The sequence below is a fragment of the Syntrophorhabdus sp. genome, assembly GCA_012719415.1.
Classification (GTDB): Bacteria; Desulfobacterota; Syntrophorhabdia; order Syntrophorhabdales; family Syntrophorhabdaceae; genus Delta-02.
Genome location: JAAYAK010000008.1, coordinates 25973 through 39108, shown reverse-complemented (window position 1 = coordinate 39108; position 13136 = coordinate 25973). Strand labels below are relative to the sequence as shown.

At 59.3% G+C, this 13136-nt stretch carries 13 protein-coding genes; 8 read left to right on the top strand and 5 right to left on the bottom strand.

From position 1 onward, the window contains the following. Positions 1-78 precede the first annotated feature (78 nt). From gatC to GXX82_00435, 5 genes are all read left to right on the top strand, one after another. On the top strand, positions 79-375 hold the full coding sequence (gene gatC / locus GXX82_00455) for an Asp-tRNA(Asn)/Glu-tRNA(Gln) amidotransferase subunit GatC (protein ID NLT21496.1): 297 nt from the start codon (positions 79-81) through the stop codon (positions 373-375). Positions 376-739: 364 nt separating this feature from the next. After that, entirely contained in the window at positions 740-2200 is a 1461-nt protein-coding gene (gene gatA, locus GXX82_00450) for an Asp-tRNA(Asn)/Glu-tRNA(Gln) amidotransferase subunit GatA (protein NLT21495.1), read from the top strand. Between the two features lie 383 nt (positions 2201-2583). After that, positions 2584-3162, top strand: coding sequence for a uracil-DNA glycosylase (locus GXX82_00445; protein ID NLT21494.1), 579 nt, complete (start codon positions 2584-2586; stop codon positions 3160-3162). Positions 3163-3365: 203 nt separating this feature from the next. Then, positions 3366-4619 carry a hypothetical protein gene (locus GXX82_00440; GenBank protein ID NLT21493.1) on the top strand — a complete coding sequence of 418 codons (1254 nt, stop codon included), beginning with the start codon at positions 3366-3368 and terminating at the stop codon, positions 4617-4619. Between the two features lie 116 nt (positions 4620-4735). Further along, positions 4736-5623, top strand: coding sequence for a prenyltransferase (locus GXX82_00435; protein NLT21492.1), 888 nt, complete (start codon positions 4736-4738; stop codon positions 5621-5623). Between the two features lie 51 nt (positions 5624-5674). Here GXX82_00435 and GXX82_00430 read toward each other — a convergent pair whose 3' ends face one another. From GXX82_00430 to GXX82_00420, 3 genes are all read right to left on the bottom strand, one after another. Beyond that, the gene (locus tag GXX82_00430) at positions 5675-6076 is read right to left on the bottom strand and encodes a response regulator (GenBank protein ID NLT21491.1); all 402 of its coding nucleotides are present in this window, start codon (positions 6074-6076) and stop codon (positions 5675-5677) included. A gap of 28 nt (positions 6077-6104) precedes the next feature. Further along, positions 6105-6503, bottom strand: a complete 399-nt coding sequence (locus tag GXX82_00425; GenBank protein NLT21490.1) for a hypothetical protein — start codon at positions 6501-6503, stop codon at positions 6105-6107. A 248-nt stretch (positions 6504-6751) separates the two neighbouring features. Then, the gene (locus GXX82_00420; protein NLT21489.1) at positions 6752-7462 is read right to left on the bottom strand and encodes a hypothetical protein; all 711 of its coding nucleotides are present in this window, start codon (positions 7460-7462) and stop codon (positions 6752-6754) included. Positions 7463-7802: 340 nt separating this feature from the next. Here GXX82_00420 and GXX82_00415 point away from each other — a divergent pair, with 340 nt between their 5' ends. Next, positions 7803-8117, top strand: coding sequence for a hypothetical protein (locus GXX82_00415; protein NLT21488.1), 315 nt, complete (start codon positions 7803-7805; stop codon positions 8115-8117). 3 nt (positions 8118-8120) lie between these two features. Continuing rightward, complete coding sequence (locus GXX82_00410) at positions 8121-9800, top strand: AarF/ABC1/UbiB kinase family protein (protein NLT21487.1); 1680 nt, start codon at positions 8121-8123, stop codon at positions 9798-9800. Positions 9801-9874: 74 nt separating this feature from the next. Here the strand turns inward: GXX82_00410 and GXX82_00405 are convergent, their stop codons facing one another. Together GXX82_00405 and GXX82_00400 are read right to left on the bottom strand one after the other, a co-directional pair. After that, a complete protein-coding gene (locus tag GXX82_00405; protein NLT21486.1) occupies positions 9875-11359 on the bottom strand; it encodes a HAMP domain-containing protein in 1485 nt (494 codons plus the stop codon). Position 11360: 1 nt separating this feature from the next. Then, positions 11361-12101, bottom strand: coding sequence for a response regulator transcription factor (locus GXX82_00400; protein ID NLT21485.1), 741 nt, complete (start codon positions 12099-12101; stop codon positions 11361-11363). 210 nt (positions 12102-12311) lie between these two features. On the opposite strand from GXX82_00400, the gene GXX82_00395 reads away from it, so the two are divergent. Beyond that, positions 12312-13079: a hypothetical protein gene (locus GXX82_00395; GenBank protein ID NLT21484.1), complete on the top strand. Its 768-nt coding sequence runs from the start codon at positions 12312-12314 to the stop codon at positions 13077-13079. Positions 13080-13136: the final 57 nt, after the last annotated feature.

The window sequence follows — 13136 nt, the reverse complement described above, 5'->3', positions numbered from 1 at the left end:
TGTGACTTGTGACCTGCGACCTGCGACCTGTGACTTGTGACTTGCGACCTGCGACCTGCAACGTGAGAGGGGACTGACATGAAGATAACACGAGAGACTGTTGAGTACGTGGCGCATCTTGCGAGGCTTGATCTCGACGCCGGGGAGGTGGATGCCTATACGCGGCAGATCGACAGCATCCTCGAGTACATGGACTCGCTGAACGCCCTCGATACCGAGGGTGTGGAACCCACGAGCCATCCCGTTCCGGTGGGATGCGTCATGAGGGAGGACGCCGTCAGGGATTCCTTCACGGCGGAGGAATCGGTGGGCAACGCCCCGGCAAGGATCGACACCTTCTTCAAGGTACCGCCGATCATAGAGGTGGAGGAGTAGAAACCGGCTTGAGCCGCAGCCGCTTGAATCGCTTGAGCCGCTTGACTGGCCGTCGATAGAGTCCCTTTCCCCGTCATTCCGGCGAAGGCCGGAATCCAGGGATGCTTCTGTCGCGGCGGTGAGTGGTGGTGCTGGGCAGGGAGGTTGCAACGTTTCCTGCCGGATGGTTGCTTACGCGGGAGTTTTTCCTGGATTCCGGCCTTCGCCGGAATGACGGAGGAGAGGGTTGGCGGGGTGACGTCACAGCATTGACCGGACCCGGAAGCAGGTTTGTCAAAAGGATTTTGACGGTAATAGGCGAACGCGGGATGGGATTGGGGGAGAATATGCGGCCCCGATGTGGTTAGCTCAGAGGAGATGAGGTGTGGATATACTGAATTCGACGATAGCGCAGTTAAGAGAGATGCTGAAGAAGAAAGAGATCAGCTCCGTGGAGTTGACGGGGTATTATCTCGATCGCATAGGGAAGTATAACGGCGAGATACTGGCCTATCTGAGGACGACGGACGATCACGCCATGGAGATGGCGCGCGAGGCGGATGAAAAGATCGCGCGCGGGGAAAACGCGCCGCTTCTGGGGATACCGCTCGGTATGAAGGACATCCTGTGTACGAAGGGGATCGAGACCACCTGCGCCTCGAACATACTGAAAGGCTTCGTGCCCCCCTATGACGCCACGGTCATCAGGAAACTCAAGGAGGCCGGCTTCGTGCATCTCGGCAGGCTCAATATGGACGAGTTCGCCATGGGCTCATCCACAGAGAACTCGGCCTTCCAGACGACGGCGAACCCCTGGGACACCTCCCGGATCCCCGGCGGATCGAGCGGCGGCTCCGCCGCGGCGGTTGCCTCAGGGCTCTGCGTGGGCGCCCTCGGCACCGATACGGGCGGCTCCATCCGCCAGCCGGCGAGCCTCTGCGGCGTTATCGGTATGAAACCCACCTACGGAAGGGTTTCCCGGTATGGCCTCATAGCCTTCGCCTCGTCCCTCGACCAGATAGGTCCCTTCTCCCGAACCGTAAGCGACTGTGCCACCATGCTCGGCGTCATCGCGGGGTATGACCCGCTCGATTCCACGTCCATCCCCGAACCCGTTCCTGACTATCACTCCTTCCTGGGCAGGGACATCAAGGGGCAAAGGATCGGCATACCCGGCGAATACTCCGTCGAGGGCATGGAAGACGAGGTCAGAAAGAACTACGAAGAGAACCTGCAGGTCCTCAAGGACCAGGGAGCCGAACTCGTCGACGTGTCCCTTCCCCACACGCGCCACGCCGTTGCCACCTATTACATCATCTGCACCGCCGAGGCCTCGTCGAACCTCGCGCGCTATGACGGCGTCAAGTACGGCTTGCGTGAGGAAGGCAAGGACATCATCGACATGTACAAGAAGACCCGTTTCGCGGGTTTCGGCAAGGAGGTCAAACGCAGGATCATCCTCGGGACCTACGTGCTCTCCTCTGGTTACTACGATGCCTATTACCGCAAGGCGGGCAAGGTCCGCACCCTCATCAGGCGCGATTTCGATGATGCCTTCGCGTCCTGCGACCTCATCGTCACGCCCGTCTCCCCGACGACGGCCTTCAGGGTCGGGGAGCGCCTGGAAGACCCGCTGACCATGTATCTCTCGGACATCTTCACCATACCCGTCAACCTGGCGGGCCTGCCGGGCATTTCCATCCCGGGCGGCTTCGACAAGAAGGGCCTTCCCATAGGCCTCCAGATCATCGGCAAACCGCTGGATGAGGGAAGGATGCTGCAGGCGGCGCATGTGTTCGAGTCGGTGAAAAAGGTGGAGACGATACCGGAACGGCTGCTGGGGTGAAGGAAAAGATAAAAGACTGCCTCACGCCCGCTTCGCTCAAGCACACAGAGGGCGCAGAGAAATGCAGAAAAGATCGCCGCCTGATCCCGGAGCCTCCCGGTATCAGGCGGCACTTGCATCCCGCCATTCGGCGGGCGGCAAAGAATGTCCTTGCCGGGTTGGTTTTTCCTCCCGTTCCTCAGAGCGGGATCGAAGGTTCCCGGGAGTTTTTTGCTTTTCTAAAATTCCCGGGAAGGCTTTTCTTTCTTCGTTTTTCTCCGTGCTCTCTGCGGGCTCCAGAGACGAACGAAGTGAGGAACGGGCGTGAGATGAGTCTTTAGAGAGGTCAGGTTTAGACGATGGATGCGAGGGACGCGAAAGGGTTGTTGACGGCGCTTAAGAATATGGGCGTCGATGAATATGCGTTTGCCGAAAGGGAAGGGCCGACGCTCTCGGAGCTCAAGAAGACGGTCCTCTCCTGCGAGAGGTGCGCTCTGGCGAAGACGCGCAAGAATGTCGTCTTCGGAGAAGGGAGCCCGAAGGCCGATATCGTCTTCGTCGGAGAGGCACCCGGAGAGGAAGAGGACAACCAGGGACGGCCCTTCGTCGGCAGGGCGGGCAAGCTCCTCGACCAGCTCATCGAACGCATCGGGATCAAGAGGAGCGATGTCTTCATCTGCAACGTTCTCAAGTGCCGGCCGCCCGGGAACCGCGACCCCGAGCCGGATGAGGCAGCGGCGTGCAAGGAATATCTCGTCGCGCAACTCGATATCATCCGGCCCCGCATCATCTGCACCCTCGGGCGCCACGCCTATAACACCCTCCTTGAAACGGATGCCCCGATATCACGCATCCGCGGCAAATTGACGACCTTCCGCGGCATTCCACTTTTGCCCACCTACCACCCCTCCTATCTCCTGCGCAGCCAGACCAAGATAAAGGAGGCCTGGGAAGACATGGACAAGCTAAAAACGATGCTCTAGCCACCCACCCCGCCCTGTCACCGAAAAAATGACGTCCGCCTCACCGGAACAGCTACACAACAATTACACTTTCAGCGACAGACAGGCATCTGGCGTTTTCGCTATCATATGGGCATCCATCGGGACTTGCCGGCAGTATGGCCGAAGAGCGCGGAACAGGACCGGGGCACATCAGGTTCGAAACTCTCTCAAGGAGGAGCGAGATGAAACAAGCTTTCGCAGTGATCGCCTGCATGGCCTTTGTCCTTCTCCTTTGCCGCCCGGCCGGGGCCGCCGGCTACACGTACGCGGTACTCGACTACCCGGGTGCCACCCACACGGAGGCCTGGGACATCAACAACTCGGGGGTGGTCGTCGGATGGTACGACACGGATTCCGACTCCTTCTCGGAACCCCACGGCTTCGTGCTGTACGGGACGACCTGGTACCGCCTCGATCACCCGGGAGCCATGTGGACCTTTGCCATGGGGATCAATGACGGGGGAACCCTTGTTGGAACCTGGGTGGATCCCGGCGGGGTGGCCTTCGGGTTCTCCCTGACAGGCGGCGGCTATGCGCACATCGACCCCTATCCCTCGGCGGACGAAAGCTACGTCTATTCCATCAACAACGCGAACACCATTGTGGGCTGGTTCTCGGGGGACAGACCCGAGGTGCCCGCGGGCCTCAGCGGCTACTATGGCTATTCACTGAGCGGCGGCGTCTACACCTTTCTCGACTATCCCGCCGGGCCGGGGGTTATCTTTCATGCCTACGGCATTAACGACAGCGATGCCATCGTCGGTCAGTGCGTGGATTTCGAGGGGACACACTGCTGCTCCTTGAGCGGTGACACCCTGTCCTTCCTCGACCGTCCCGGGGCGGATTTCGCCGTCGCCTGGGGTGTCAATAACGGCGGGGCCATCGTCGGCGAGTATAGCGACGCGACGGGGACCCATGGCTTCCTTCTCGACGGCGCCACATGGGCAACCCTCGATTACCCCGGGGCGTTGGAGACCGTTGCCCATGGGATCAATGACAGCGGGGTGATCGTCGGGTACTTCACCGATCACTCGGGCACACATGGCTTTGTGGCCACTCCCGCGACGGATCTCATGTCCGTGGCGATCGATATCAGGCCCTGGAGCGGCAGGAATCTCATCAACGTGAGGGGTTGGGACTTCGTCCCCGTGGCCATCCTCAGCAGTCCCACCTTCGACGCCTTCGAGATGACGGACCCGGGGAGTCTCACCTTCGGGCACACGGGGAACGAGACGAGCATGGTCTTCTGCAGTCCCTGGGCCTGGGATGTCAATTACGACGGGTACGCCGACCTCCTGTGCCTCTTCAGGACAGGCACGGCAGGGTTCCAATGCGGAGACACCCGGGGTGTCCTGAAAGGGAAGACCGGCGATGGAACACCCTTTGAGGGGAAAGGCACCGTCAGGGTCTATCCCTGCCGGACAGCCTCCCGCTGAGGGCATCGACGGGTCGTCCCGTACCTTCCCGATGACGTTCCGTGCTTCCATCCTTGCAAAAACAGGTCTGACTCTGTAAGATTAGGAACTCACGTGGTATTGGGAGGGCTGAAAAGATGAGGTACATACTCGGACCCATGAAGGTCCCGTTTCTGATCCTTACGCCGATGTGCATCCTCGTCGGGATATCGACAGCCATGTGGTCAGGCGCCAGGATCGATATCCTTTCCGTGGTCCTCATCATCATTGGCGCCGTCTGCGCCCACATCAGCGTCAACGCCCTCAACGAATACTGCGATTTCAAGAGCGGCCTCGACTTCAAGACGCAGAGGACCCCCTTCAGCGGAGGCAGCGGGGCTCTCCAGGAAAGGCCCGACAAGGCGGGATGGGCCCTCGCGACGGGGGTGGTGTCCCTTGTCCTCTGTTTCACCATCGGGATGTATTTTGTCTTCACCGTCGGCGTGCTCCTTTTACCCCTCGGGCTCCTCGGCATGGCTCTCATCGTCTTCTATACCCAGTGGATCACGAAGAAACCGATCGTCTGCCTCATCGCCCCCGGCCTGGCCTTCGGCCCTCTCATGGTGCTGGGCACGCATTTCGTCCTCACCGGCAGCTATTCCCTGACCGCCCTTCTTGCATCCCTCATCCCGGGTTTTCTCGTGAGCGACCTTCTCCTTCTCAACCAGTTCCCCGACGTGGAAGCCGACGAGACGGTGGGAAGGAGACACCTGCCCATCCTCCTCGGAAGACGGAATGTGGCAAGGATATACATACTCTTCCTTGCCGCCTCCTATTTTCCCCTTTTCCTCGGCTACGCCCTCGGCGTTTTCCCCGTCCACGTATTCTTCGCCCTTGCCACGACGGTCATAGCCGTCCAGACAGCGCGCGGCGTTTTGAGGTATTCCGAGGAGATGAAGAGCCTTGTTCCCTACCTGGGCAGAAATGTGATCATTGACCTCGCCACCCCGGCGCTTTTCGCTATCGGCCTTATGATCGCGTCGTAATGCCCGGTCCCGGGCAGGAGTTCCCGAAGGGAGCAGCGCTCTCGTGGCAAGCTAGATCACTTCGTATTCGTCGACCTTCCACCTGTGGAGCTTTTCCACGGCGCCTTCGGCCGCTCTCAGGAGGACGTTGATGTCCACGGGCTTGACGAAAAAATCATCGAAACCAGCCTCGCGGCATTCTATCTGCCCGAAGATGTTCACGTAGCCCGTGAGGGCATGGATAATGGCAATACGGTTCTTCTTGCGTATCAGCCTGCAGAGGTCGACACCGCTCATCCCGGGAAGATTGAGGTCCAGGAACATTATCATAACGGTCTCGTTCTCCAGGATGCCAAGGGCTTTTTCGGCGCTTTCGGCCGTCAGGGCCTCGTAACCGCTCCTTTCGAATATCTGCTGCAACGTACCCAGAATGGCCGGCTCGTCATCAACTATCAACACCTTCTTTGGATTCATAGCGCATCTCCCCTGCGGTGAATTGGGATCATCGGGCATCCCCTTCGGTCGTCCTGCCTATGTCTGTGATCTTGATAGTACCAATGTAATCACGATTGGAATACTTTTTCAATCCCATCAGCTCCCGTGTTATCGCGCCGATCCTGTGGACCTGGTCGTTCATCATCTCGAGCGCCTCCCGTGTCCGGTCATCGGGGTTATCCATGGACAAAAGGTAAATCCGGGCACTGATGATCTGGAGGGGTTGGTTCACCTCATGACAGATCGCACCGGCCAGCTCCAGCGCGGTCGAGAGCCTGGCGCTGTGCCGCTCCTCTTCCCTTATCCGGTCGTGCCCGGCCCTGAATTCCTCAAGCTCCCGGATCTTCCGCTTCAGGCCCGCCACTTCCCGCAGGAGTTCCTCGTTTGTCCTCGCTGTGTCCTTCATCTCACCAACTGAAAGCAGTATACACCCTTATTCCTATTATCGCCCGATATCCTGATAACTTTAAAACCTCTCCACCACCCGCTGCTGTCCAGGATAACCAGATCATTCCAACGCGTCACCCGTCGTAGCAAGGAAGATAATGACCAATGACCAAGAACTGATACGGGCAGTCCGTTCTGCACTTCCGTCTGTTCAATTGGTTATTGGTAAATTGGTCATTATCTTTTTCATTGGTCATTGGAATTTGGTCATTGGTCATTATTCGCTACATTGGTCATTTCGGTCCCTTCGAACACCGTAAGGCCCCTTATGTTCCCACCGGCGAACCGGGCCATGATCTCAGCGGCCGCACCGAGCCCCTCCCTGAGATAAACCCCCTCTACGCCGGGAACAGCGTAGGAGTAGAAGAGAACGTTGCGCGTATCCTCCCGCACCCTCGTCTTCTCATCCGCTCCCTGGCACAGGACGCAGATGATGTCCTTCTCGTCCCGGAGGACGATCTCCCCCTCGACGGTGGTGAACCGGCGGCCTCCCATTCCGGCACAGACCTCTTTGCTTCGGGCCACATCGAGCGTGAGCCCCCCTTCGATACGGTCCTGGTCCGTCACCGCCACAAGGATCCCGGCGCACATCTCGGCCATGAAGTGGGCGTCAACCATCAGGTTGTACCTCGGGAAACCGCTCAAGGTGGTCCTTCTGAGATGTCCGGGCAGAGGACAATCAAACCCGAAGCTGTGGAAGAACCTGTCATAGAGGTCGATGCGGGCCGAGATGCCGGCAAGCGTCTCGCGCTTTCTCATTTTTCTGAGGAGGCCCCGCCTGTGTTGTTCAAACCCCGCAGTGTCGCTCAAAGGCAGGCAGTTGGAAATAAGGGTCAACCCGAAAGCGACGCCCCGGTACCTCGCCTGATAGGCGGGGGAGATCGTAAAGTCTATCCACACCGGTCCCCTCTTTTCCACTTCGCACCCCCCGTTTTTTTGGCCCTCTCACCGGGCGCGGTTGGATGGTCCGCACCGGCTGTCCTGTATTATACCCTGTTTCCCGCACATGCGCCAACAGAGTTTCATCGGGACATCCGCTGGAGGGAAAGGGCCGCAAACGACGCTCGCTTACCACGTGCCGCCGCCGGCCCGCCCATCGCTCTTTCGGATAGTTTCCCCTGACCCTTGAAATCCCGCGGTCGCTGGCCTACTATATTCTATAAGCTGAGGATACGCGCCTTCCGGCGGAAGGATGTTCAATTCCCGGCGATCAGGAAGCTATCGGAAGGCACGCAACGTCTTCAACAAAGGGGGAAACATGGATATTATCCGGAAAGCAGTGTACATGGGGCTTGGCGCCATCAGCATGACGAAGGATAAGGCCGAAGAACTGGTCGACGATCTCATCAAGCGCGGGGAAGTAGCGAGCGCGGAGAGGTACAAGACCATCGACAAACTGCTCAAGGAAGCGGATAATCAGGAGAAGGAGTTCCAGCGCAAGGTATCCGCGGCCGTGCAGAAGGTGATCGTCGAGATGGGCCTGCCCACGCGCAAAGACCTGGAAGAGATCGGCGAGACATTGAAGAAGATCGAGGCGAAGATGTCCTCCCCGGAAAAGAAGGACGCAGGTTAGCAGGTGCCCTTCTTTCGAGCTCGTGAAACATACCGGGACCTGAAGCGATACAGCCAGATCGCGTCTGTCCTTGCCCATCATGGTTTCACGGAAGTGCTGGACAGGCTCAGGGCGCGATACCATGTGGCCGGGAGACGGAGAAGGTTCATCAGCAGGCGTGTTTCCGAACGACCTCCCACCTCCGTGCGCCTGCGGCTCGTCTTCGAGGAACTGGGCCCGACGTTCATCAAACTGGGCCAGATACTGAGCAGCCGCCCCGATATACTCCCCCCTGACTACATAAGGGAGTTGAGCAGGCTTCAGGATGATGTTCCGCCCTTCCCCTTCGAGGAAGCCAGGGTCATCCTCGAAACCCAGTTGAAGCGCCCCATCTCGGAGCTCTTTTCTTCCTTCGAGGAGAAACCCGTGGCCGCCGCGTCCCTGTCCCAGGTCCACCGGGCGAGGACCCTCACCGGTGAAGACGTGGCGGTGAAGATCCAGCGCATCGGCATCGAGGACGTCATCGAAACCGACATTCGCATACTCCGGGAGTTCGCGGGCCTCGCCGAGCGGCATGTCCCGGAGACCCGGTATTTCGGCCCCCTGGAACTCGTGGAAAGGTTTGCCAGAACCATCAGGCATGAGCTCGACTTCGTGAGGGAAGGACGGAATATCGACCGTTTCAGGGCCCATTTCTCCCGCTCTCCTGCCGTCTATATCCCGAAGGTGCACTGGGACCTGACGTCGCCCAGGGTCCTGACGATAGAGTTCATCTCAGGCACAAAGATATCCGACATCGAGCGCCTTGAGGCCGCCGGCCTCGACCGGAAGACCATTGCCTTGAACGGCGCCAACCTCACCCTCGAAGAGGTGTTCGAACTGCGCTATTTCCATGCCGACCCCCATCCAGGCAATGTCTTCGTTCTCGACAACAACGTCATAGCCCCCGTCGACTTCGGCATGACGGGGACCATCGACGGGGAGACCTCGGAAAGGATGACGGATATATTCGTGGCGGTCATGGAAAAGGACGTGGACTCTCTCGTCGGGTTGTTTCGGGCCATCGGTCTCGTTGGGGAGCTCGAAGATGACCGGGAGTTCAAACTCGAACTGCGCGACCTCTTTGACCGCTATTACGGCGTACCCCTGAACAGGCTCGATATCGGAACCATCACCAGGGAGCTCATGACCATCATCCACCGGTACAGGCTGCGGCTCCCTCCCGAATTCGCGATGATATCCAAGGCGCTCCTCATCAGCGAGGGGGTGGCGAGGGTGCTCGATCCCGATTTCAACATCATCGAGGCCGCGCGGCCCTATGCCCGAAGGATCCTTCTGCGCAGGTTCGATCCCGTGAGGCGGCTCAAAGGCCTCTCCCGGACCGCCGATGACGTTGTCGCGTTGTTGAGGGTCCTGCCCCCGGACACGAAGGAGATCCTTTCCATGATACGAAAGGGGAAGCTGACGATGCGCTTCGAACATCGGGGCCTGGAGCTGCTTACGGACGAACTCGACCGGTCGAGCAACCGGATCAGTTTCGCAGTGGTGATAGCGGCACTCGTGATCGGGTCTTCCCTCATCTTCCAAACGGGGGTGGGGCCCACCGTCTTCGGCTACCCCGTCCTCGGCCTCGGCGGCTTTCTCCTTGCCAGCATCCTCGGGGTATGGCTGCTCATCGGTATCATGAGGTCGAAGAGGCTGTAGACCCGGGTCGTTGGTATCGAGCTTGCCGGCAAGGAATCCGGCAAATCCTCTGATGGACGTCACCCTCGACTGTCTCACACGTTCACGGGGATTACGGCAACGGGGTCGTTGTCGACAGGCAGTTCAATGATCACGAGGAGGCCTCCGTCCGCCGCGTTCCGGGCGGTTACAGAACCTCGATGGAGGGTTACGGCGCTCTTCGTGATGGCGAGGCCGAGGCCCGCGCCACCGCTTTGCCTGTCCCGCGCCGTGGATACGCGGTAGAACGGCCGGAAAAGGTGGGGAAGATCCGCTTCCGGTACCCCGCCGCCATGGTCCCGCACGCTTATCCGGGCGTATCGCGCTCCTGCCTCTTTGCTTCTGGTGAGGCGGACCTCCACCATGGTATTGTCCAGGGTGTACCGTATGGCATTGCGGATCACGTTCTCGATCCCCCTGCGCAACCATTCCTCGTTGCCCGCGACGACACATGGTTCACTCTCCAGAAGACGGACACCCCGGCCGCCGGTATTCGCCTCGAAGTTCGCGTCGTCCACGATCTCCCCGAGGAGAGGGGCAAGATCAACGGGGGCCATAACAACTGATGAAATGTCACCCTCGATACGAGTCAGGTCGAGGACCTGTCCGATCATCTCATTGAGCGACATGGCCTCCCTCTCGATCCTGGTGAGGGTCGACGGAGTTGCTGCAGGGCCCTGGCCCCTCAACAGCTCAACGGCTATGGTGAGCCGTGCCAGGGGGGAACGCAGTTCATGGGAAACATCCTGTACCAGCCTGCGCTGCTGGGTTACCAGCGACTCGATACGTTCCGCCATGACATCGAAATCATTGGCAAGGTCCGACAGCTCATCCTTCCAGACGACCTTTCTCCTCCCCGATCTGGCGGAAAGCTCGCCACCCGCAAACCTGCGCGCGGCCTCCCGGAGCCTGACTATGGGCGACGTCAGGTAGCGGGCCAACAGATAGCACGCACCCCCCGAGATAAAAAGGGTGATGAAAAGCCTGAACAGTGACATGGGCTGGCCCGGAGGGAAAAAGAAACCGGGGCCGAAGATCATCGGCGGAGGCGCGCCGCGTCCCGGAGGAAATGGCGGGGCAAAGACGCTTCGGGGGATGTTTCCGACCACGGTATAACTCTCGCCGCCTTCTGCCCCCATCGGCAGGGCAAGGAGCATTCCTGTCCGCGACGAGGAGAATTCCGCCTTGCCCGTCCGCCTTGCCGCTCCCGCGATGTTCTCAATGCTCCGCGGCAGTGAACGGCCCCGGAGGTCCCTGCCTGACCCATCGACAACATACGCATCGATCCCGGACAGGTTCTTCAGTCTTTGAGCGGACCTTTCCAGCGCGTTATGGTCAGATGACCTCATGTTCTCCACCACCGTGTGACCATAAAAGATGAGAACCGGCCCCACTGTGCGTTGAATGTGGTCCGCACGGGGCCTTCCTCCGAAAGGCCCTGTGCGGGAGAACCAGTCGAGACCTATCTGGGCAGCTATAACGAGGAGGGATGACAACCAGAAACAGAGGTATATCTTGAGAAAGATGCCGCGGACAGGCATGTCACGTCTGTCCTGCACCGGCGCCCGACCGCACCTGAGGGGTCGGCGCCGTCAGCGCATAGAGGTATCCGACGTTCCGTATCGTCTTGATTCGTTCCGTTCCGCCGACCTCGCGGCCGAGCTTCTTTCTGAGCCTGCTCACGTGAACGTCAATGCTGCGGTCGTAGGGGTACGGGGACCGACCCAGCACCGACCGTATCAGATCCTCTCTCGACACGAGACGACCCGCACTGCGCACCAGGATCTCAAGCAGGTTGAACTCCATGGCCGTGAGGTTGACAGGATCGCCGGACAGAAGAACGAGACGTGTCGCGATGTGCATCTCCACATCGCCCACCTTCAGCATCTCCGGCACCGTCTCTTCGATACTTCCCCTGTCAAGGCGCATGCGCCTGAGGATGGCGCGAATCCGGGCAACCAGTTCGCGCGGGTTGAACGGCTTGGCAAGGTAGTCATCGGCACCGATCTCCAGACCCACGATGCGGTCCACGGTCTCGCCGCGGGCCGTGAGCATGATGACGGGCGTGTTCGACCTGCTCCTCAGGTAACGCAAGACTTCGAAACCGTTCATTCCGGGAAGCATCACATCGAGGACAATGAGGTCATGTGTTCCCCCGCAGGCCATCTCCAGGCCCGTTTCACCGTCATGGGCGCTTTCCACCTCAAATCCCTCGGAAACGAGATAATCCGAAAGAAGCTCACAAAGGGCAACATCGTCGTCGATTGCCAGTATCCGTTCCATCATCAGGCACTCCATCGCCACCGGACGCACAGGTGGTTCACTCCGAATAATGTACATCACTTCCACGCGGGTAACAAAATTCTTTTCCCATGCTTCACAATTCTTTACACGAAAGCAACGTCTATTCACGCTCCGGGGCGAGAACCAGTATACCGATTGCAACAAGTGGCATCAGGCGGCCGGCCTGAAAGATCAAAAAAGGAGGTAGACATGATAAGTTCCATCAGCAGCATGAACAGCATGACGTCGATGATGCAGATGCGGCAGCAAATGTTCAGCAAGATCGACACGAACGGTGATGGGAAGCACGACGCGGATGAACTGTCGGCAATGGTGGCGAACGGCCCCCAGGGTGGACCGGGCGTGGAGGATATCCTCGCTCAGTTCGATACTGATGGCGACGGGTCCATAAGCGAAAGCGAGTTCAACACCGCGCAACCCGGCTCTCCCGGTGCGATGTCGGGGGCGAACACGATGTCGACGGAGGACCTTATTTCACAGATGTTCGGCCAGGCGGATGGGAATGAAGATGGCGTCATCGACGAAGATGAGCTGGCGCGGATCGCGGCCATGGGACCCGAGGACGGTCCCGGCGCCGAAGAGATCCTTTCGCAGCTTGACACGGATGGTGACGGCACGATAAGCGAAACCGAATTTGCGGAAGGCCCATGGGCAAACCAGCAGGTACAGGGACCTCCTCCCCCACCGCCACCGGAGGAGGGAAGCAAGACCGAATCCATCTTCAGCCAGCTCGATACCGATGGTGACGGCACGATAAGCGAAGATGAGTTCGACACCGCAATGAACTCCATCGAAAGCTTCTTCTCTTCCATCTCCACCTCAGACAGTGACAGGTCCGTCAGCGACCTCATGGGACTGCTCGGAGCCGCTCTCAACGCTTACCAGCAGGCAGGCGGCACTTCTTACGCCGGCTCTGCAGAGGCCTCACAGGGTACCGGCTCCTCACTCTATGCCTGACGGTATGGAACCGGATCACCGGACCCTGAACCGGCCATAGCCAAAAAAGGGGCCCCA